At 44.3% G+C, this 22,366-nt stretch carries 19 protein-coding genes; 9 read left to right on the top strand and 10 right to left on the bottom strand.

What is annotated here, in order from left to right:
* Window positions 1-647: 647 nt before the first annotated feature.
* The 8 genes from yacG to nadC form a co-directional block, all read right to left on the bottom strand.
* Entirely contained in the window at window positions 648-842 is a 195-nt protein-coding gene (gene yacG, locus R7F64_RS14025; protein WP_017635922.1) for a DNA gyrase inhibitor YacG, read from the bottom strand.
* Between the two features lie 158 nt (window positions 843-1,000).
* Window positions 1,001-1,741 carry a cell division protein ZapD gene (gene zapD / locus R7F64_RS14030; RefSeq protein ID WP_005373086.1) on the bottom strand — a complete coding sequence of 247 codons (741 nt, stop codon included), beginning with the start codon at window positions 1,739-1,741 and terminating at the stop codon, window positions 1,001-1,003.
* A gap of 27 nt (window positions 1,742-1,768) precedes the next feature.
* Window positions 1,769-2,383, bottom strand: coding sequence for a dephospho-CoA kinase (coaE, locus tag R7F64_RS14035; RefSeq protein WP_318071804.1), 615 nt, complete (start codon window positions 2,381-2,383; stop codon window positions 1,769-1,771).
* Window positions 2,384-3,253 (bottom strand): prepilin peptidase, encoded by an 870-nt coding sequence (locus tag R7F64_RS14040; RefSeq protein WP_017635919.1) that lies wholly within the window; start codon window positions 3,251-3,253, stop codon window positions 2,384-2,386. It lies immediately after the preceding gene.
* A 64-nt stretch (window positions 3,254-3,317) separates the two neighbouring features.
* On the bottom strand, window positions 3,318-4,541 hold the full coding sequence (locus R7F64_RS14045; RefSeq protein WP_047102659.1) for a type II secretion system F family protein: 1,224 nt from the start codon (window positions 4,539-4,541) through the stop codon (window positions 3,318-3,320).
* 23 nt (window positions 4,542-4,564) lie between these two features.
* On the bottom strand, window positions 4,565-6,250 hold the full coding sequence (gene pilB, locus R7F64_RS14050) for a type IV-A pilus assembly ATPase PilB (protein WP_047102658.1): 1,686 nt from the start codon (window positions 6,248-6,250) through the stop codon (window positions 4,565-4,567).
* Window positions 6,251-6,253: 3 nt separating this feature from the next.
* Window positions 6,254-6,712 carry a pilin gene (locus R7F64_RS14055; RefSeq protein ID WP_047102657.1) on the bottom strand — a complete coding sequence of 153 codons (459 nt, stop codon included), beginning with the start codon at window positions 6,710-6,712 and terminating at the stop codon, window positions 6,254-6,256.
* A gap of 262 nt (window positions 6,713-6,974) precedes the next feature.
* Window positions 6,975-7,862 (bottom strand): carboxylating nicotinate-nucleotide diphosphorylase, encoded by an 888-nt coding sequence (nadC, locus tag R7F64_RS14060; RefSeq protein WP_047102656.1) that lies wholly within the window; start codon window positions 7,860-7,862, stop codon window positions 6,975-6,977.
* 92 nt (window positions 7,863-7,954) lie between these two features.
* Here nadC and ampD point away from each other — a divergent pair, with 92 nt between their 5' ends.
* From ampD to lpdA, 5 genes are all read left to right on the top strand, one after another.
* Window positions 7,955-8,506, top strand: coding sequence for a 1,6-anhydro-N-acetylmuramyl-L-alanine amidase AmpD (gene ampD, locus R7F64_RS14065; RefSeq protein ID WP_025768186.1), 552 nt, complete (start codon window positions 7,955-7,957; stop codon window positions 8,504-8,506).
* A 405-nt stretch (window positions 8,507-8,911) separates the two neighbouring features.
* Window positions 8,912-9,679: a pyruvate dehydrogenase complex transcriptional repressor PdhR gene (pdhR, locus tag R7F64_RS14070; protein ID WP_005379989.1), complete on the top strand. Its 768-nt coding sequence runs from the start codon at window positions 8,912-8,914 to the stop codon at window positions 9,677-9,679.
* Between the two features lie 48 nt (window positions 9,680-9,727).
* A complete protein-coding gene (gene aceE / locus R7F64_RS14075) occupies window positions 9,728-12,391 on the top strand; it encodes a pyruvate dehydrogenase (acetyl-transferring), homodimeric type (protein WP_005386612.1) in 2,664 nt (887 codons plus the stop codon).
* A gap of 19 nt (window positions 12,392-12,410) precedes the next feature.
* Window positions 12,411-14,303 carry a pyruvate dehydrogenase complex dihydrolipoyllysine-residue acetyltransferase gene (aceF, locus tag R7F64_RS14080; protein ID WP_005396678.1) on the top strand — a complete coding sequence of 631 codons (1,893 nt, stop codon included), beginning with the start codon at window positions 12,411-12,413 and terminating at the stop codon, window positions 14,301-14,303.
* A gap of 267 nt (window positions 14,304-14,570) precedes the next feature.
* Window positions 14,571-15,998 carry a dihydrolipoyl dehydrogenase gene (lpdA, locus tag R7F64_RS14085; protein WP_005379993.1) on the top strand — a complete coding sequence of 476 codons (1,428 nt, stop codon included), beginning with the start codon at window positions 14,571-14,573 and terminating at the stop codon, window positions 15,996-15,998.
* Between the two features lie 145 nt (window positions 15,999-16,143).
* Here the strand turns inward: lpdA and opaR are convergent, their stop codons facing one another.
* Window positions 16,144-16,758, bottom strand: a complete 615-nt coding sequence (gene opaR, locus R7F64_RS14090; RefSeq protein WP_005379994.1) for a transcriptional regulator OpaR — start codon at window positions 16,756-16,758, stop codon at window positions 16,144-16,146.
* Between the two features lie 319 nt (window positions 16,759-17,077).
* Here opaR and hpt point away from each other — a divergent pair, with 319 nt between their 5' ends.
* Window positions 17,078-17,608, top strand: coding sequence for a hypoxanthine phosphoribosyltransferase (gene hpt / locus R7F64_RS14095; protein ID WP_005379995.1), 531 nt, complete (start codon window positions 17,078-17,080; stop codon window positions 17,606-17,608).
* Between the two features lie 76 nt (window positions 17,609-17,684).
* Here hpt and can read toward each other — a convergent pair whose 3' ends face one another.
* Window positions 17,685-18,353, bottom strand: a complete 669-nt coding sequence (can, locus tag R7F64_RS14100) for a carbonate dehydratase (RefSeq protein ID WP_213907281.1) — start codon at window positions 18,351-18,353, stop codon at window positions 17,685-17,687.
* 281 nt (window positions 18,354-18,634) lie between these two features.
* Between can and R7F64_RS14105 the strand changes: the two genes are divergently transcribed.
* The 3 genes from R7F64_RS14105 (at window position 18,635) to R7F64_RS14115 (ending at window position 22,244) form a co-directional block, all read left to right on the top strand.
* Window positions 18,635-20,305, top strand: a complete 1,671-nt coding sequence (locus R7F64_RS14105) for a SulP family inorganic anion transporter (RefSeq protein WP_005379997.1) — start codon at window positions 18,635-18,637, stop codon at window positions 20,303-20,305.
* Window positions 20,306-20,555: 250 nt separating this feature from the next.
* Window positions 20,556-21,473 (top strand): ABC transporter ATP-binding protein, encoded by a 918-nt coding sequence (locus R7F64_RS14110; RefSeq protein ID WP_005380000.1) that lies wholly within the window; start codon window positions 20,556-20,558, stop codon window positions 21,471-21,473.
* On the top strand, window positions 21,474-22,244 hold the full coding sequence (locus R7F64_RS14115; protein ID WP_005386598.1) for an ABC transporter permease: 771 nt from the start codon (window positions 21,474-21,476) through the stop codon (window positions 22,242-22,244).
* Window positions 22,245-22,366: the final 122 nt, after the last annotated feature.

The raw sequence follows: 22,366 nt of genomic DNA on the forward strand, positions 1-22,366 counted from the left end.
CGGAATGACGGGAAATGATGATCAAATATTACTGGGTACTGTGGTTAAAATTCGTCATTCTGGATAGCGACGAAGGACCGTGATTCAGAATCTACTAGTCGAGCATGCAATTGTTTAAGTTGTTAGCTTCATCCTTGCTATGAGTAGATTCCTGATGTCGCTATGGCTCCTCGGAATGACGGGAAATGATGATCAAATATTACTGGGTACTGTGGTTAAAATTCGTCATTCTGGATAGCGACGAAGGAGCGTGATTCAGAATCTACTAGTTGAGAATGTAAGTGTTTAAGTTGTTAGCTTCATCCTTGCTGTTAGTAGATTCTTAATGTCGCTATGGCTCCTCGGAATGACAGTAAATGATGGTCAAAGATTACAGAGTACCGTGGTTAAAATTCGTCATTCTGGACAGCGACGAAGGAGCGTGATTCAGAATCTACTAGTCGAGCATGCAAGTGTTTACGTTGTTAGCTTCATCCTTGCTATGAGTAGATTCCTGATGTCGCTATGGCTCCTCGGAATGACGGAAAATGATGGTCAAAGATTATATAGCACTGAGGTTCAAATTCGTCATTCTGGACAGCGACGACGGAGCGTGATTCGGTTCCCCAAGAAGGAACCTAGGGTATTCCTTTACCCTAGGTCTCAATTTAATACTGGTCTTCAGACCAGCCATCACTATCGGACATATCGGGTGCGCCTGGGATGGTGTTTTCTTCATCTGCCCATTCACCAAAATCAATCATTTGGCATTGTTTACTGCAGAAAGGGCGATGAGGACTTTGTTCTCCCCATTCTACGTCGGCGCCACATTGTGGGCATTGAACGATGGTAACTTTAGACATAGTTGAGCGTCCCATTACTAATTGGTGTTAAAGGGTAGTATACCTAAACGAATTAAAGATGGCTTATTCAACGCGCTATTGCTGCTACGAAATTTTATCAAATATAAGCGCAATAAAGCGTTGAATTTTAGATTATGGAGGCGAGGCGTAGTGTCGTCTTAGCTGCAAACAGCAAGTTCAAATTCAATATCTTGTGTGCATGCTTGACCGTTTTCAAACGACATGAACTTGATCGCAAAGCGATTTTTATGACCTGAAATCATAGGATAAACGCCATATTCCATTGGGATGTGAAGTCTTAGAATGTTGGCTTCATCAGCGTCGCTTTGGAAGAAACCTGCACGACCGATTTGAGCTTTGAAATGTCCGGTCTCTCTAGTGAGCTTTAACCATAACGAAAGCGCATCAGATAAGGGCTTTAAGCTTGCTTGCCACTGTTGTGCATCACGCTTTTTACGTTCAATAGGTAGATGAAGCCAGTAGTGTAATGCTGGCAGATCAAAACAGCATGAACCACCCGGTAGATTAAAGCGTTGGCGGATAGAGCTTAAGAAGCGATCTTCTTTTAATGCTTGGCCAAAACGTTCAGCACCCATTAGTTGGCTATGAACGACATCTATCTCTTGTAGTAGGGTATTTAATGCGTCTTGATCGACACCATCAACATTTAGCCAATGGCGGTACGACAGCCGTTGCTTCTCAAGATCTTTAGCCAGTTCACTTTTCAGTTGGATTTGTTCGAAGATCTCAACCATATCGAATAACGCACGGAAAAACAGTTGATACTGATGATTTTCGCTAAACCCAGAGGCCAAGTGAGCCTGACGCAGCAGAGACTCCACTCTTAGATAAATACGAGTTTTCTCATTTAACGGATGTTCAAATTTGTGCGTGGTCATCGACATAAGCCTTTGTGAGTTTCGTTCCTATTTTCGCAGATTTTTCTTACACATGGCTAGGTACTTTTCGTGCAAATCTGTGATTTGAAGCAAAAGATCAGGGTCACTTGGATTATTCTTAACCACATCGTCTGCAAGCGCGAGCCTTTGCTCTCTTGATGCTTGAGAGGCAAGGATGGCGCGAACTTGATCTTCACTCACATTGTCTCGTTTCATCGTGCGAGATATCTGTGTATTCGGTTCTACATCGACGACAAGAATGCGATCACACAAACTATCTAGCTTGTTTTCTACGAGCAACGGCACCACAAGTAACGCATACTCTGAAGTGACTTGCTGCAAATCTTCGATCATCTTTTCACGAATTATCGGGTGCAACAGTGCATTGAGCCATGCTTTTTCATCTGAATTCGAAAAGATTTTTTCTCTCAGCTTTGCGCGATCTAAAGTTTGGTCTTCACGTACGATATCGTGACCAACGTGTTCAATAATCGCGTTTAGGCCGGGAGTACCTGGCTCGACAACTTCTCTTGCTACAATGTCGGCATCGACGATATCGATTTTAAATTGTTGTTTGAACAGATTCGCGACGGTTGTTTTTCCACTAGCGATACCGCCTGTTAAACCAATAACCAAAGCCATTTACACTCCTAGAACTGAAGTAAAGTACCAGTTTAAAATCTGGTCGCCCCAAATTAAGCTTATCCAACCAGCAATTGCTAAGTAAGGACCGAAAGGGAAAGCTTTTTCAATTCCCTGCTTTTGCAAGCGTAGTTGAATGATGCCAAATACGATGCCAACCACAGAAGAAAGTAGAATGATCATCGGCAGTGACTGCCAACCTAGCCAAGCTCCTAGTGCCGCCAGTAGTTTAAAATCACCATACCCCATTCCTTCTTTACCAGTAAGTAGCTTAAAGCCCCAGTAAACGGACCAGAGACATAGGTAACCAGCAATAGCACCAATGACAGAATCTTGTAGAGTAACAGGACTTATTTCGACTAATGCTAAGGCAATGCCAGCCCAAGTTAATGGTAATGTTAATTGGTCAGGTAACAACATAGTATCGAGATCGATAAATGTTGCGGCGATTAAGATAAAAGTAAAAAAGAGTAGGGCAACGGTAAAGTAACTAAAACCAAAGTAATAAGCGATAAAGCCTGAACAGAACGCGGTGAGCAGTTCAATCAGTGGATAGCGTGCACTAATGGTTGCCTGACAGTTGTGACATTTGCCTTTTAAAAGCAGCCAGCTAATCACAGGAATGTTGTCGCGAATACGTATCGGTGTTGCGCATTTCTGGCAGGAGGAGCGTGGAACGCTCAAGGTCAGCACTTCTTTAGGAGGTTCTATTTTGTATTCAGGAAATGACTCGGCACATTCGCGTCGCCATTCTAGTTCCATGATTTTAGGTAGTCGATAAATAACCACATTGAGGAAGCTACCCACGATCAGACCGAAGATGGTGGCAAATACAACGAATAGCCAAGGGTAGTACTGGAATACTTCCATATTTGTCTCTTGAGCGATGAGTGAAATCAGCAAGATGCTGTTTTAAAGGAGTTAACAGCCCATTCTAGCCCAATACACTCATTAAGTTAAAGATTGGCAAGTACATTGCTGTCACTAATCCGCCAACAACGATACCTAAAAAAACGATAATTAGTGGCTCTAGAATTTTACTAAGGTTGTCGACGGTGTTATCGACTTCAAACTCGTAGATCGTTGCAACTTTATTGAGCATGTCGTCAAGTCGACCAGACTCTTCACCGATCATAACCATTTGTAACACCAATTCAGGGAACACATTACAGTTGCGCATGGCTACATACATTGGCATACCTGCGGCGGTATCACGGTAAACTTCTTCTATGGCGAGTTGATAGTGTAAGTTTCCTGAGGTTTTTGATGTGGTTTTTAAACTGGTTAGAATTGGAATACCCGCTGTAAAGCTTGTGGCGAGTGTTCGACTAAATTTGGCGATAGCGGCTTTTGATAATACAGGGCCCAGAACAGGAAATTTAAGCACAGAGCGGTTGAGCATTAAGCGAAAAGAATCTGAACGCTTAGAGAGGATTCTCGCCGAGGTGAATAAACTAATGGAGCCTAGTGCGATAAACGGACTCCAGTTTTGTGTCCAGGCGGAAAGATCTAACACTTGCCTGGTAAACCAAGGTAAGTCAGCACCAAAACCAACAAACATTTTTTCGAACTCGGGAATGACTTTGGTGAGCATGATAAACGACACGCCTAACGCTACTAGCACTACCATGGCTGGGTAAATCAGTGCTTTGATCACTTTCGCACGAAGCTGCTCATTTTTTTCTCGGTAGGTGGCTAAGCGCTCGAACACTTCCGCTAAGTTACCGGATTGCTCACCTGTTGCGATAAGGTCGGTATAGAGTGGGTCAAAGTGTTCACTTGCAGTGCGCATGGCTTTTGACATGGGCGTACCGGCTTCAACGGCGCGTGTCACGCTCATCAAAATGGATTTCATCTCTGCTTTTTTATTGTTTTCTGAGACCAATTTTAAAGCCTGAACTAACGGCACACCAGTTATCAACATCGTCGAAATCTGACGGGTGAACACCGTGATGTCTCTGCCTTTCACGCGATGGCTGAGTTTGGTGAGAAACGAGATACTGCTTTTCTTTAACTTCTTGATCTTGATGTGCTGTGCGTCTAGACGCTCGCGTACTTCAATTTCTGTCATCGCGAGGGTTTGTCCAGACGTCTTTTTGCCTGAACTGTTGATGCCTTTCCAGCGGAAGTTTTTAAGTTGTGGTGTAGTGCTTTTCATAGAGGTGACTGCTGATTAAAGGATTAAAAATAAAGTACGCGCTGTAGTTCACTAAAACTTGTGATCCCTTGTTTGAGTTTTTCTATGCCCGACATTTGTAACGTGCTCATACCATTTGCGATGGCGAGTTTTTCTAGTTCATGTACCGAGGCACCTTTAATAAGCGCTTCGGAAAGAAATTCATCAAAGCGCATCACTTCATAAATCCCCGTTCGGCCGGAATAACCATGGGTACACTCATTGCATCCATCGGGATTGGCTTTAAAAATGTTGTCGCTTGCTTGAATTCCGAGATGTTGTAGCTGAACGGTAAGCTCTTGTGATTGTTTGCAGTGCGAGCACAGTTTACGGGCTAAGCGCTGGGCAATAATCAAACTAAGAGATGAGGCCAAGTTAAAGCTTTCTACGCCCATGTTTGATAAACGAATAACCGTTTCAGCCGCAGAATTGGTATGTAAGGTTGAAAGTACTAAGTGACCGGTTTGCGATGCTTTTATGGCTATTTCCGCAGTGTCTAAGTCACGAATCTCACCGACCATTACCACATCGGGGTCTTGACGCAAGAAAGAGCGCAGTGCTTCGGCAAAACCAAAACCAATCTTAGGCTGAACTTGAACTTGGTTAATGCCCGATAAGTTAATTTCTACTGGGTCTTCTGCCGTGGAAATGTTGATTTCTGGCTTATTGAGGATACTCAGCCCAGTGTACAGAGATACGGTTTTTCCGCTCCCGGTTGGGCCTGTCATCAGAATCATGCCTTGTGGGCGACGCAGCGCATCCAAGTACAATTGTTTTTGTTGTTCACTATAACCAAGCTTGTCGATATCCAATGATGCAGAGCTGCTGTCGAGCAGTCGTAGTACAATTTTCTCTCCAAATAGAGTAGGCAGCGTGGATACACGCATATCAATTGCGGTGTCTTGATTCAACTTGAGCTTAATACGCCCATCTTGTGGTAAACGTCGCTCTGCAATATCAAGTTTAGAGAGGATTTTGATACGAGCGGATAAGCGGCGACTTAAGTGGCTTGGTGGCTGCTGTGTTTCAATTAAGATGCCATCACAGCGTAGGCGCACGCGGTACATCTTTTCATAAGGTTCAAAGTGGATATCGGATGCGCCTTTGCGCACAGCGTCCAGCAGAATTTGGTTTATGTAACGGCTGACGGGCGACTCGTCTTGGCTCAAGTCTTCAATGTTGTCGATTTCATCTGCGCCCACATCAACCAGATTGGCTAACTCTTCTTGGTTGATCTCTTTTAACCCGGACTTCTCATGACTCAATGAACGACCATACAAGCGTCGAATTGCCGCGCTGAGTTGACTAAGTTCCCCCAAGACCAATTCAACCTGTAAACCAGTGGCAAAGCGAAAATCATCTTCTGCTTGTTGGTTGGTGGGGTCGGCAACGGCGAGTAATAACGTTGAAGACGTACGCTGGAGTGGGAGTGCGTTATGCCGTGTGATTAATTCACGTAGACCGAGTTGTTGACAAAGTGAGGCGTACTCATACTGAGATAACTCGGGCTGATTTAAACCAAAGAGAGAACTTAAGTGATCAGCGAGTTCGCTTGATGTAAATAATCCAGAACTGAGTAAAGCTTCCGGCATCGAAATGCCAGAAGCTTTGACTTGCTCAAGTAACGATTCTTCTTGGGAAAAGGTGAGTAATCCGACCTGACGAAGAATTGTTGAGAGGTTACTTTGCACGTATTATGCACCAGTGCATGTTTTAGGTAACAATTGTTCAACTGCAGGAATGTCTGATGTACAAGCCCATGCACCTGTATTTGAAGTTCTAGTAAGAACAACGGTATGGCCCGCAACAAGTGTACTAGCATCGTTTCCGGCTGCATCAAAAGTGAATGTTACAGTTCCCGCATCGACGTTCGTGGTATCCTGAGCAAATGCTACGGTACCTAAAGGCATTACAGGTACACCTAGCGCTGTTTCTTGGCCAGCAGCTGGGAATTGTCCTGTTTCTACAGTAAATGCTTCAACATTTGTTTTAGCTCCAGTCAGAGTTGCTAATACCGATGCCACTTCACTTTTCGCAACGTACTTTTGATATTGAGGAAGTGCAATTGCCGCTAAAACACCAATAACGGCCACCACAATCATTAATTCAATCAGAGTAAAACCCTGTTGTTTTTTCTGTTTACTGTTTTTCATTTTTAACCCTTTCCTAAAAATTAATAATGCTCTTGCATTGGCGAAAGATTATGGAGAGTTAAGGTGGGTTGAAAATGGGGAAGGGGTGGGCTCTCGAGTGAGATAAAACTCTTTGGTAGAAAGTTGCATATTGCATGCAGAGTTTTGCGAGTAGTACTATTTTTTTAATGGATAAAAAGAAAGGGCCTATTGGCCCTTTTTAATGATGAATCACTCACAACTCACTGAGTTGGTTGAAGTAATTTAGATTGTGTTGCTTTTATTATTTGAAGCGCATCGAAAGATCCATCGCTTTTAAATGCTTAGTCAACGCGCCTACCGAAATGTAATCGACACCGGTTTCTGCGTATTCTGCGATGGTCTCTAGCGTAATGTTGCCGGAGTTCTCTAAAGCGGCACGACCTGCGTTAATCGCTACGGCTTCACGCATCATTTCTTTTGTGAAGTTATCGAGCATGATGATGTCGGCACCAGCCTCTATCGCTTGTTTCAACTCTTCTAAGCTTTCCGTTTCTACTTCTACCGGTTTGCCTGGGTTAAGCTCTTTCGCTTTTTGGATGGCTTGAGTGATGCCACCACAAGCAATAATGTGGTTTTCTTTAATGAGGTAAGCGTCGAACACGCCGATGCGATGGTTAAAGCCACCACCACACGTCACGGCGTATTTTAGTGCGCTACGCAGACCAGGAATGGTTTTGCGTGTGTCTAGTAGACGACACTCAGTATGCGCGATTTTTTCAGCGTACTCTGCGGTAACTGTTGCGCAGCCAGACAACGTTTGGATGAAATTCATTGCGTTACGCTCACCAGTTAACAAGTCACGAGCAGGGCCTGTCAGCGTGCAAAGGGTTTGGTTAGGTTCGACTTTATCTCCGTCCTTTACGTGCCATTCAATGCTGACCTTGCCACCGAGCTGTTTAAAAACTTCATCAGCCCATGCTTGACCACAGAACACACCATGCTCACGAGTAATAATCGTTGCGGTATTAACCGCCTCGGCAGGGATCAAAGATGCAGTAATGTCGTTATCTGCGTCGACACTGCCACCTAGATCTTCTTTTAAGGTATCAGCGACAGAGCGAGTGATCTCTAAAGGGAGTTGTTGTTTAAGGTATTCTAAGCGTTCTTGAATGTTGTGTGTGTTCTTCATCGCAAATCTTGTCTTGAAAGGGAGATGGCAACGAATGATACTCTCCGGTGTCAATAATTTCAGCAGTTAATTTGCAAAGTAGAGAGGTTGATATGCGCCCAATTATCGAGAATGGCTGGCTGACACAAGCAAAGCATGTTCCGTCACCATTTTTTGATGCCCGCTCTGATATAAACGACATCTCTCTGCTGGTGGTACACAATATCAGTTTGCCTCCTGGGCAGTTTGGTGGACCATATATAGAGGACTTCTTCACTGGCAAGCTAGACCCAAGTGAACATCCATTTTTTGAAGTTATTCACAAAATGGGCGTTTCTGCACATTGCTTGATTAAGAGAAACGGCGAGGTTGTTCAATTTGTTTCTTTTCTCGATAGAGCATGGCATGCCGGTCAATCCAGTTTCGCGGGCAGGGAGCGTTGTAATGACTATTCCATTGGTATCGAGCTTGAAGGGACAGAATTTACTGCCTACACAGAAGCGCAATATCAATCACTTGCAGAGATAACTGAGGTGATTATGCAATCTTATCCTCAAATCACCCCGCCACGAATTACCGGTCATCAATATATTGCGCCCTTGAGAAAAAGCGATCCTGGTCTAAGCTTTGATTGGGTGAAATATAGACTGCTTATACAGCGTTGATTTGTAGCGAAAGTGTAAATTCAAAAAAGCGAAATAAATAAGGCATACGATCAGGTATGCCTTTTTTTGATACCAGAAATATTAATGATTGTTAAAAGTTAACTACATTTTTACGCTCGTACATGCCGTTTTGGTGAATAAATAGACTGATAATTTTGTCATTTTCTGTATTTCTTTTCCAAAACTGCTAGCACGTCGACTTCCCATTTGTATGCTTTATGTAATTGGTCATACCAATTCTATTGCTGTTTTAACAGTCGATTGTTATCAGAGTGTTGGAAGTAAGCTCGTTCTATGATTTAGGTCAATTTTCGGCTGGACAGTGGCGTTTTAATTATGTTAATTTCTGCACCAACTTAAAATTGGTATTACCAATTACCTGCAAGAGTAGAAGAACAATAAATTATGGCTTATCAAAGGATTCGTCAGCCAAAACTCTCTGATGTTATAGAACAAGAGTTAGAAAGGTTGATAGTGGAAGGAACATTGTCTCCGGGGCAACAACTGCCTCCAGAGCGTGAACTGGCAAAACAGTTCGATGTGTCTCGTCCTTCAGTCCGAGAAGCCATTCAACGCTTGGAAGCGAAGCGTTTGTTGACTCGTCGCCAAGGTGGCGGAACATTCGTAAGTGAGAATATCTGGAAGAGCTTTTCAGATCCCTTGTTGAATTTGTTGTCTAGTCATTCTGAAACCCAGCTTGATGTGCTTGAGTCTCGTCATGCGATGGAAGGAATTTCAGCCTACTTTGCAGCTTTACGTGGTACCGAAGAAGATTTTGCGCGTATTCAAGGTTGCCTTGAGCGCATTAGCCAAGAGCAAGCAAACAACGATATCGAAGCTGAATCTGCGGAAGTAATGCAATTTTTGATCGCTTTGACAGAGGCCGCGCACAACGTGGTTTTGTTGCACATTGTTCGAAGCTTAGCACCTTTGCTTGAGCAAAATATTCTACAAAATTTTAAATTACTACGTCGCCGCCCAGAAGCGGTCGAGAAAGTCAGTAAACACCGAGCCAATATCGTGGATGCGATTGTTTCTGGTCAGCCTGAAAAGGCGCGAGAAATGTCCCACTCGCACTTGGCTTACATCGAAGAAACATTGTTGGATTTGACTCGAGAAGAGTCTCGACGAGAGCGTTCTCTACGTCGAATTCAGCAGGGTAATGACTCGTAAGAGCGTTACTTAAATAAGTAGATCCAACCAACAGAAGGATAGATCGCCATGTCTGATATGAAGCATGACGTAGATGCACTGGAAACTCAAGAATGGCTACAAGCGCTTGAGTCAGTTGTACGTGAAGAAGGTCTAGAGCGTGCTCAATTCCTATTAGAGCAAGTTCTAGATAAAGCACGTCTAGACGGTGTTGATATGCCAACAGGTATCACAACTAACTACATCAACACGATTCCTGCAGACCAAGAACCAGCATACCCAGGTGACACAACACTTGAGCGTCGTATTCGCTCAATTATTCGTTGGAACGCTATCATGATCGTTCTACGTGCATCTAAGAAAGACCTAGAGCTAGGCGGCCACATGGCGTCTTTCCAGTCTTCTGCTGCGTTCTACGAGACATGTTTCAACCACTTCTTCCGTGCACCAAACGAGAAGGATGGTGGCGACCTAGTTTACTACCAAGGTCACATTTCACCAGGTATCTACTCACGTGCATTCGTTGAAGGTCGTCTAACTGAAGAGCAGCTAGACAACTTCCGTCAAGAAGTAGACGGCAAAGGTATTCCTTCATACCCGCACCCTAAACTGATGCCTGAATTCTGGCAGTTCCCGACAGTATCGATGGGCCTAGGTCCAATCGCTTCTATCTACCAAGCCCGTTTCCTTAAGTACCTAGAAGGCCGTGGTCTTAAAGATACTTCAGAGCAGCGCGTTTACGCGTTCCTAGGTGACGGTGAGATGGATGAGCCAGAATCACGTGGTGCTATCTCTTTTGCTGCGCGTGAGAAACTAGATAACCTATGCTTCCTAATCAACTGTAACCTACAGCGTCTAGATGGCCCTGTAATGGGTAACGGTAAGATCATTCAAGAACTTGAAGGTCTGTTCAAAGGTGCTGGTTGGAACGTAGTGAAAGTAATCTGGGGTAACAACTGGGATTCACTACTAGCTAAAGATACGACTGGTAAGCTTCTACAGCTTATGAATGAAACGATCGACGGCGACTACCAAACATTCAAATCAAAAGATGGCGCGTACGTACGTGAGCACTTCTTTGGTAAGTACCCAGAGACAGCTGCACTTGTTGCTGACATGACTGATGACGAAATCTTCGCACTTAAGCGTGGTGGTCACGAGTCTTCTAAGCTATACGCGGCATACAAAAACGCGGCAGAAACTAAAGGTCGTCCAACAGTAATCCTAGCTAAGACTGTTAAAGGTTACGGCATGGGTGAAGCGGCTGAAGGTAAGAACATCGCGCACCAAGTTAAGAAGATGGACATGACTCACGTACTACACCTACGTGATCGTCTAGGTCTTCAAGACATCCTAACTGACGAAGCAGTGAAAGAACTTCCGTACCTGAAACTTGAAGAAGGTTCAAAAGAGTACGAATACCTACACGCTCGTCGTAAAGCGCTACACGGCTACACGCCACAGCGTCTACCAAAATTCACTCAAGAATTCATCGTTCCTGAGCTAGAAGAATTCAAGCCACTACTAGAAGAACAGAAGCGTGATATATCTTCTACTATGGCATTCGTACGTGCACTAAACGTTCTACTTAAGAACAAGAACATTGGTAAGAACATCGTTCCTATCATTGCTGACGAAGCACGTACATTCGGTATGGAAGGTCTGTTCCGTCAAATCGGTATCTACAACCCGCACGGCCAAACATACACACCAGAAGACCGTGGCGTTGTTTCTTACTACAAAGAAGCGACTTCAGGTCAGGTTCTACAAGAAGGTATCAACGAGCTAGGTGCTATGTCTTCATGGGTTGCTGCTGCGACTTCATACTCGACAAACGACCTACCAATGATTCCGTTCTACATCTACTACTCAATGTTCGGCTTCCAACGTGTTGGCGACATGGCGTGGATGGCTGGTGACCAACAAGCACGTGGTTTCCTACTAGGTGCAACTGCGGGTCGTACAACGTTGAACGGTGAAGGTCTACAGCACGAAGACGGCCACTCGCACATTTTGGCGGGTACGGTTCCTAACTGTATTTCTTACGACCCAACGTTCGCGTACGAAGTAGCTGTAATCATGCAAGACGGTATCCGTCGCATGTACGGTCCAGAACAAGAAAACGTGTTCTACTACCTAACGCTAATGAACGAAAACTACGCAATGCCAGCAATGCCAGAAGGCGCTGAAGAAGGCATCCGTAAAGGTATCTACAAGCTAGAAACTTACACGGGCGACAAAGCGAAAGTTCAGCTAATGAGCTCTGGTACTATCATGAATGAAGTACGTAAAGCAGCTCAAATCCTAAGCGAAGATTACGGTGTTGCTTCTGATGTTTACTCTGTAACGTCATTCAACGAACTAACTCGCGATGGCCAAGATGCAGAGCGTTTCAACATGCTTCACCCAGAAGCGGAAGCGAAAGTACCTTACATCCAAACAGTAATGGGTACTGAACCTGCTATCGCAGCAACTGACTACATGAAGAACTACGCAGAGCAGGTTCGTGCATACATTCCTGCTGAGTCTTTCAAAGTTCTTGGTACTGATGGCTTCGGTCGTTCAGACAGCCGTGAAAACCTACGTCGTCACTTCGAAGTGAACGCAGGTTACGTAGTAGTAGCAGCGCTAACTGAACTAGCGAAACGTGGCGAAGTTGAGAAATCTGTAGTTGCAGAAGCAATTAAGAAATTCGACATCGACACAGAGAAAACAAACCCGCTATACGCTTAATTAAGAAGGTAGATAAGAAATGGCAATCGAAATTAATGTACCAGACATCGGTGCGGATGAGGTTGAAGTTACTGAGATTCTTGTAAGCGTTGGCGACAAGGTTGAAGAAGAGCAATCTCTGATCACAGTTGAAGGCGATAAAGCTTCTATGGAAGTTCCTGCTTCTCAAGCGGGTATCGTTAAAGAAATCAAAGTTGCAGAAGGCGACAAGGTTTCTACTGGTTCTCTAATCATGATTTTCGAAGCCGAGGGTGCAGCTGACGCTGCACCTGCTCCTGCGGCAGAAGCAGCTCCAGCAGCGGCTCCAGCTCCAGCAGCAGCGGCAGAACTAAAAGAAGTTCACGTACCAGACATCGGTGGTGATGAAGTAGAAGTTACTGAAATCATGGTTGCCGTTGGCGACAGCATCGAAGAAGAGCAATCTCTTCTAACTGTTGAAGGCGACAAAGCTTCTATGGAAGTTCCAGCGCCATTCGCAGGTACTCTAAAAGAGATCAAAGTTGCAGCAGGCGATAAAGTATCGACTGGCTCACTTATCATGGTATTCGAAACAGCAGGTTCAGGCGCTCCAGCAGCACCAGCGGCAGCTGAAGCTCCTGCGGCAGCAGCTCCAGCAGCGTCTGCGGCAAAAGAAGTGAACGTTCCAGATATCGGCGGCGACGAAGTTGAAGTTACTGAGATCATGGTTGCGGTTGGCGACACAGTGGAAGAAGAGCAATCTCTAATCACTGTTGAAGGTGACAAAGCTTCTATGGAAGTTCCTGCACCATTCGCTGGCACAGTTAAAGAAATCAAGATTGCAGCTGGCGACAAAGTGTCTACTGGCTCACTAATCATGGTATTCGAAGTGGCGGGCGCAGCACCTGCTCCTGCAGCAGCTCCAGCTCAAGCGGCAGCACCTGCAGCTCCAGCTCCTAAAGCAGAAGCTCCAGCGGCAGCAGCTCCAGCAGCGACTGGCGATTTCAAAGAAAACGATGAGTACGCTCACGCGTCTCCAGTTGTTCGTCGTCTAGCGCGTGAATTTGGCGTTAATCTTTCTAAGGTTAAAGGTTCTGGTCGTAAGAGCCGTATCCTAAAAGAAGACGTTCAAGCTTACGTGAAAGATGCACTTAAGCGTCTTGAGTCTGGCGCAGGTGCAGCAGCATCTGGCAAAGGCGACGGCGCGGCTCTTGGTCTACTACCATGGCCAAAAGTGGACTTCAGCAAGTTTGGTGAGACAGAAGTTCAACCGCTATCTCGCATTAAGAAGATCTCTGGCGCAAACCTACACCGTAACTGGGTAATGATCCCGCACGTTACACAGTGGGATAACGCAGACATCACGGCTCTTGAAGCATTCCGTAAAGAGCAAAACGCGATTGAAGCGAAGAAAGACACTGGCATGAAGATCACACCACTTGTGTTCATCATGAAAGCGGTAGCTAAAGCGCTTGAAGCGTTCCCAGCGTTCAACTCTTCTCTATCAGAAGACGGTGAGAGCCTAATTCTGAAGAAATACGTGAATGTTGGTATCGCGGTAGATACACCAAACGGTCTAGTTGTTCCTGTATTTAAAGACGTGAACAAGAAAGGCATCTACGAGCTATCTGAAGAGCTAATGGCGGTTTCTAAGAAAGCACGTGCTGGTAAGCTAACTGCGGCTGACATGCAAGGTGGCTGTTTCACTATCTCTAGCCTAGGCGGTATCGGCGGTACAGCGTTTACTCCAATCGTAAACGCACCAGAAGTTGGTATCCTAGGTGTGTCTAAGTCAGAAATGAAACCGGTATGGAACGGTAAAGAGTTCGAACCGCGTCTACAACTTCCACTGTCTCTATCATACGACCACCGTGTGATCGATGGTGCTGAAGGTGCGCGCTTCATCACTTACCTAAACTCATGTCTATCTGACATTCGTCGTCTAGTTCTGTAATAGAAATTAGATGAATGAGAGGCGGCAACTTAGCCGCCTCTGCTAATCATAATTACCGACAATTTGGTTATCAGCCTTGCTTCGTTCAGGGTTTTCACAATCGAATTGTTGTCTAGCTCACAGGCTAAATTGATTTACTTTTCACACCATTAACATCTCTGTAAACTGTTAGCGGTCTGAAAATAACTGTTTAAAACAAATCTCTCTTAAACATAAAAAATCGATACCCACTCAGCCTGTTAGGGATAATGACTACAAGAGGTCAAAATGAGCAAAGAAATTAAAGCCCAAGTTGTTGTACTTGGTTCTGGTCCTGCTGGTTACTCCGCTGCATTCCGTTGTGCGGACTTAGGTCTTGAAACTGTACTAGTTGAACGTTACAGCACGCTTGGCGGTGTATGTCTGAACGTGGGTTGTATCCCATCTAAAGCACTGCTTCACGTTTCTAAAGTAATTGAAGAAGCGAAAGCGATGGCGGACCACGGCGTTGTGTTCGGTGAGCCTCAAACAGACATCAGCAAAATCCGCATCTGGAAAGAAAAAGTTGTTAACCAACTAACTGGCGGCCTAAGCGGTATGGCTAAGATGCGTAACGTAACAGTAGTTAACGGTTACGGTAAGTTCACTGGCCCTAACTCTATCCTTGTAGAAGGCGAAGGTGAGCCAACAGTTGTTAACTTTGATAACGCAATCGTTGCGGCTGGTTCTCGTCCAATCAAACTGCCATTTATCCCGCATGAAGACCCACGTATTTGGGACTCTACTGACGCTCTTGAACTAAAAGAAGTGCCAGAAAAACTGCTTATCATGGGCGGTGGTATCATCGGTCTAGAAATGGGTACGGTTTACCACTCTCTAGGTTCTAAAGTTGAAGTTGTTGAAATGTTTGACCAGGTAATTCCTGCAGCAGACAAAGATATCGTGAAAGTATTTACTAAGCGTATCAAAGACAAGTTCAAGCTAATGCTAGAAACGAAAGTAACAGCAGTTGAAGCAAAAGAAGACGGTATCTACGTTTCAATGGAAGGCAAGAAAGCGCCAGCTGAAGCTGAGCGTTACGATGCGGTTCTAGTTGCTATCGGTCGTGTACCAAATGGTAAGCTAATCGACGGTGAAAAAGCGGGTCTAGAAATTGACGAGCGCGGCTTCATCAACGTTGATAAGCAAATGCGTACTAACGTTCCTCACATCTTCGCGATCGGTGATATCGTTGGTCAACCAATGCTTGCTCACAAAGGTGTGCATGAAGGTCACGTAGCTGCTGAAGTTATCTCTGGTAAGAAGCACTACTTCGACCCTAAAGTTATCCCTTCAATTGCGTACACTGAGCCAGAAGTGGCTTGGGTTGGTAAGACTGAAAAAGAAGCGAAAGAAGAAGGCATCAAGTACGAAGTAGCAACATTCCCATGGGCAGCATCAGGTCGTGCAATCGCATCTGACTGTGCAGACGGTATGACTAAGCTAATCTTCGACAAAGAAACTCACCGCGTAATCGGTGGTGCTATCGTTGGTACTAACGGTGGTGAACTACTTGGTGAAATCGGCCTTGCAATTGAGATGGGCTGTGATGCAGAAGATATCGCTCTGACTATCCACGCTCACCCAACTCTACACGAGTCTGTAGGTCTGGCTGCTGAAGTATTTGAAGGTTCAATCACTGACCTGCCAAACAAAAAAGCAGTTAAGAAGAAGTAAGCTTTTTCTGACTGAATGATAGAAGCCGCTGCATTGCAGCGGTTTTTTTATGCTTGTTATATAGAAATATAAATGTGTGCTTAGCTGACAGCAGACAATAAAAAGCCCACCAAACGGTGGGCTGACATATATTACGAGCTAAGCTTTAGTGTTCACGGTTGTAAATGCAAAGCATATCTAAGTATGAATTCACTAGATGTTTCAGCTCCGCTTCACCTTTAGCGCGGTTCGCTTGGACAAACAGTGAGTAACAAATACCGTGGAACAGGTTTGCCAAGTGTTCTGAATCGTGCTGGTCACACACTTCGCCACGTTCAATTGCTTTAATGAACATGTTTTGTACCAGCAACTGGTTAGTACGGTTAGTTGAAACAAACAATGGCCATACTTCGTCACGTGTTGAAGCACTCCACTCGAACCATACTTTTAGCCAGTGACAATCTTGGCTGACAAGCTCGATCATCGCATTAGTAATATTGGCGATGTTTTCACGTGCATGTAAGTCTAGGTCTATGTTATCCGATAGGAAGTTTGAGAACTGACGTACGACGTGATTGAGAACTTCATCCACCAAGTCTTCGCGTGTAGGGAAGTAGTTAAAAACAGTCGCTACAGAAACTTGAGCAATTTCTGCGATATCTGCGTGACCACCACGACCGATGCCGCGGCGCGCAAATACTTCCAATGCGATTTCCATTAACTGTTGCTTACGCTTAATTGGAGAAAGCCTAGTTCTAGGTCTCTTTGCAATTGAGTCCATATCCATTTTCCTTGCCATTTGAGTTGATATTGGGGGTAACCCCCTAATTGATTATTTTAATAGTTGCTTAAAGCAGTGATGAGTGTAATGGTGCATATGCACAAGGTCAACATCTGTAGAACAATTTATATACAGTAATGTCATTATTATTGATAAATTTAGCTATGAACTTTATAAAACTAAGACCTTCTTCCAAGATTTTTTGGCAACAGGATGCGACTTTCAACCCAATGAACGTGGTGATACACTACACGCCGTAAGATTAGGTGATCGTTTGCGTGCGACTTACCTCAACCCACAAATTTAGATTGAGCACAGTATGAAACATACAATAGAAGTCATGATTTCTGAGCAAGAAGTTCAGGAGCGAGTTCGTGAATTAGGCAAACAAATTACAGAGCGTTATCAAGGTAGTGAAGATCTTGTGTTGGTAGGCTTATTGCGTGGCTCATTTGTATTTATGGCAGACTTGGCACGTGCTATCGAACTGACTCACCAAGTTGATTTTATGACTGCGTCAAGCTACGGCAATACGATGGAAAGCTCACGTGACGTTCGTATCTTGAAAGATTTGGATGATGACATCAAAGGTAAAGACATTCTGCTTGTTGAAGACATCATTGACACTGGTAACACACTAAATAAAATCCGTGAGATTCTTTCGCTACGTGAGCCGAAGTCTATCGCTATTTGTACGCTCCTAGATAAGCCATCTCGTCGTGAAGTGAATGTTCCTGTGGATTGGATTGGTTTCGAAATTCCAGATGAATTTGTCGTTGGGGTGGGTATTGATTACGCGCAGAAATACCGCCACTTACCATACATCGGTAAAGTTGTACCTCAAGAATAATCATTGAGTTCAGCATTAAAAATATAAAAAACGCCCATCTAAGATGGGCGTTTTTCGTTCAACTTTTAGATATGACTTAGCGACAAAGGAGCTTGTTGTCTGTATTTAGAATCGTCGAAAGAGCTTTCTGGTAAGACGCTTCTACGGTTTCCTTAGAGTTAGAACGAATGCCTAAGTACTCTAAGCGACCATCTTCAATTCCGTATACCACACCATGAATTTCAACATCTTGCCCACGCTCCCAAGCGTTTTGCAGGATGGTTGAGTTACCCAAGTTGTACACTTGCTCTGCAACATTAAGCTCGCCTAGTTTATCCGCTCGATCTTGTTGCGGCATTTGATCTAGGTATGTGCGGTATTTGAAATAGATATCTCTGATATGTAACAGCCAATTATTAATAAGACCTAGCTTAGGGTTATCAATGGCTGCATTTACGCCACCACATCCATAGTGTCCACAGACAATGATGTGTTTAACCTTAAGAACGTCTACGGCGTACTGGACGACAGATAGACAGTTGAGATCAGTATGGATAACTTGGTTTGCAACATTCCGATGAACAAAGAGTTCACCTGAGTATAGCCCGGTTAGTCGCTCGGCAGGAACGCGGCTATCAGAGCAGCCAATCCAAAGAAAATCAGGCTTTTGCCCCTCAGCGAGTTTTGCGAAGTATTCAGGTCGATCAGATTTGATCTCTTGAGACCATTTCGAATTGTTTTCAAATAACTGTTTTATTTCCGGCATTTTGCAAACTACTTCCCTTAAAAGACAAAATCGCTGCCGCTGTTTGTGTGCACATGCAAGCGATCAGTGTTGTAACTATACACAATGTTACAATTTCGATCTCGTTAAATATTCGTCAGATAGGACTCATCTGACTAGTTTTCATTAAGAAAAAAGTAAAATCTGGTGAAACTATTTGTGGTGTGAATTTAGCCTTAATCTATTTATGGTTTAAATTTTCGCCTAGCTCGTTAAAGTAGTGATATTTTACTTTTTAAAATTGAATGCAGGGAAAATCAGCAGTGTTCGGTAGTCGTTTTGAAGATATCAATTTCAAAGGGGATGTATTTGGCGGGGTAACCACGGCGATTATCTCTCTCCCTCTGGCGTTAGCGTTTGGTGTTGCATCCGGAGCCGGGGCTGAGGCCGGCCTTTGGGGGGCAATAATGGTCGGTTTGTTTGCCTCGTTATTTGGTGGTTCTAATACGTTAATATCAGAACCGACAGGGCCAATGACGGTAATCATGACCGCAGTATTAACCAGTATGATGGCGAAATACCCAGAAACGGGCATGGCTATGACTTTCACGGTTGTCATGATGGCTGGCGCGTTCCAAATCCTATTGGGGACATTAAAACTGGGTAAATACGTTACCTTGATGCCTTACAGCGTTATTTCCGGTTTTATGTCTGGCATAGGTGTGATTCTTATCATTCTGCAGTTATCGCCTTTGATGGGGCATGCTGCGCCTTCAGGGGGAGTACTCGGAACGTTATCTGCTTTGCCGGAGACCATTTCTAACCTTAAGTTCAGTGAGTTGTTTTTGGGACTACTGACTTTGGGGATTCTTTTTTTCTTCCCTAAGCAATATCGTAAATACGTTCCTGCACAGCTCGTGGCATTGGTCGCGGTGACTTTATTGTCTGTGATTCTCTTTGATACAGAAGATATTCGTCGTATCGGTGAAATTCCTGCTGGGTTACCTTCTCTCGTCGCCCCTTATATTGACACAGATATGTTTGTCGAGATGGTCATTGATGCATTAGTGCTAGGCACATTAGGTTGTATTGATACTTTGTTAACGGCGGTTATCGGTGACTCATTAACTCGTAAAGAACACGACTCAGATAAAGAGCTGCGAGGTCAAGGGTTAGCTAACATGATCTCAGGCTTGTTTGGTGCGCTGCCGGGGGCGGGGGCTACCATGGGGACGGTAACGAATATCCAAGTTGGGGCTCGTTCGCCATTATCTGGTGTGATTCGTGCACTAATGTTGGCGTTGGTTGTACTGGTTGCTGGCGGATTAACAGAGCCAATCCCGATGGCTGTGTTAGCAGGCATTGCGGTGTATGTTGGCTTTAACATCCTAGACTGGAGCTTTATTCAGAGGGCACATAAGGTAAGCTTTTCCGGAATGGCGGTGATGTATGGCGTTATGTTGCTTACAGTATTCGTTGATCTTATCGTTGCGGTGGGTTTAGGCGTCTTTATCTCGAACATTATCATCATCGAGCGTTTGAGCCGAGAGCAGGCGCGACAAGTAAAAGCGATCAGCGACGCGGATGAAGATGATGTGCCGCTGACTGACAGCGAGCGTGGTTTGTTGGATCGTGCTAATGGTAAAGTGCTGTTCTTTTATCTTTCCGGTCCGATGATCTTTAGTGTTTCTAAAGCCATTTCACGTCAGCACTCTAGTATTTCGGACTATGACGTGATGATTCTCGATCTTACGGATGTACCAATGATTGATGTAACCGTCGGTTTGGCGTTAGAGAATGCGATTAAGGATGCTCTCGATGCCAATTGTGCCGTGTATTTATTATGCCCGAATGAGCGAACACGAGAACAGCTAGAGAAATTCCATGTGATTGACCTTGTCCCGGATGAAAATATGTACCAATTCCGTTACGAAGCATTGAATGCGGCGGTGGCACATGTTGAGGCAGACCAGTATCAGCGCATAACGGCGTAATCATTCTGACAGTTAAAAACGCAACAGTTTCCTGTTGCGTTTTTTTATGCTCTATTTTGTCTTACTTAGAGATAACCTTTACGAGGTAAGGGTTATATTTCCAATATTATCGAAAGGTTTATTTGTAATCATCGTTATTCAACGATAAACTGATGGACCTCCAGTACGATACCCAAGGCGATTTTGTAGTAAACCGCTGCTAAATATGAGTCGGTATTAGTAATCACAAACAAACGGCAATCAAGACCTTATGTACGCATTAGAAATTGAACAATTGCGCAAGACGTATGCAGGTGGCTTTGAGGCGTTAAAAGGTATAAGTCTCCAAGTGAAAAAGGGTGACTTCTACGCGCTTCTGGGTCCCAATGGTGCAGGAAAATCGACCACGATTGGCATCATTTCCTCCTTAGTGAATAAAACCTCCGGAACGACGAAAGTTTTCGGTTATGACATTGATACCGACCTCGAATTGGCCAAGCAGAATTTAGGCTTGGTGCCACAGGAGTTCAACTTCAACCAGTTTGAAACCGTTGAGCAAATTGTGATGCAGCAAGCTGGCTATTACGGTGTGTCTAAAGTATTAGCCAAAGAAAGAGCAGAAAAATACCTGAAAAAATTGGATTTATGGGAAAAACGCCAAGAGCGTGCTCGTAACCTATCCGGTGGGATGAAGCGTCGTTTAATGATCGCAAGAGCTTTGATGCACGAGCCGCAATTACTCATTTTAGATGAACCAACGGCTGGAGTGGATATTGAACTACGCCGCTCAATGTGGGGGTTTCTGAAAGAGATCAACCAAGAGCAAGGAATTACGATTATTTTAACGACACACTACCTAGAAGAAGCGGAGATGCTGTGTCGAAATATCGGCATTATTAATCGTGGTGAGCTGATTGAAAATACCACCATGAAGGCGTTACTAGGTAAGCTAAGCGTCGAGACATTTATCTTGGATATTGAGTCAGAAGTCGAGGTGCCTGAGCTTGAAGGTGTTAATCGACAAAGTATTGTTGATGGCTCTTTAGAGATAGAACTAGATAAGAGCCAAGGATTGAATTCGGTATTCAGTCAGTTAACAGAGCATGGCATTAAAGTTCTCTCAATGCGTAACAAAGCCAACCGACTTGAAGAGTTGTTTGTCAGCATTGTAAGAGAGGGGAGTAATTAAATGTACGGTTTATATTGGACGGCATTTCGCAGCTTGCTGAGCAAAGAAGTTACTCGTTTTACACGTATTTGGGTGCAAACCTTAGTGCCGCCAGCCATTACGATGACGTTGTACTTCATCATTTTCGGCAATCTTATTGGCTCTCGAATTGGTGAGATGAGCGGCTTTAGTTACATGGAGTACATTGTTCCAGGTTTGATCATGATGTCGGTGATCACTAACTCATACTCGAACGTGGCGTCGTCATTCTTTAGTGCAAAGCTACAGAAGAATATTGAAGAACTGCTGGTGGCACCGGTACCAAACTATGTGATTATTGCTGGCTATGTGATGGGCGGCGTGACTCGAGGTTTGTTGGTCGGTGCAATTGTTACTTGTGTGTCACTTTTGTTCGTTGATTTGCAAGTGGAGCACTGGGGCATTATTGTCGCGACTGTCTTCATGACGTCGGTTGTATTTGCTCTCGGTGGCTTGATCAATGCGGTTTACGCAAAAACGTTTGATGATATTTCGATCATCCCTACGTTTGTATTGACTCCTTTAACTTACTTGGGAGGAGTCTTTTATTCGATCAGTCTGCTGCCTGAATTTTGGCAAGGCGTTTCTAAGATCAACCCAATCGTCTACATGGTGAATGCGTTCCGCTACGGCTTTTTAGGTGTCTCGGATGTGGGCATTGTCACTTCATTTAGTGTACTTGCAGTGTTTGTTGTTGCACTGTATGCCATTGCGCATTATCTAGTAACCAAAGGGATTGGGCTAAGAAGCTAAGCCATTCTCATAAAGCAAAGAGCGGCGATTCACGCTGCTCTTTCGCGTGCATAACAATACATACCCATACAATTTTTCGGCTTTTATCATGGTAGGTTTCAATCATTTGTAATAAATGAGTG

The sequence above is a fragment of the Vibrio sp. Vb1980 genome, from assembly GCF_033338615.1.
GTDB lineage: Bacteria > Pseudomonadota > Gammaproteobacteria > Enterobacterales > Vibrionaceae > Vibrio > Vibrio alginolyticus.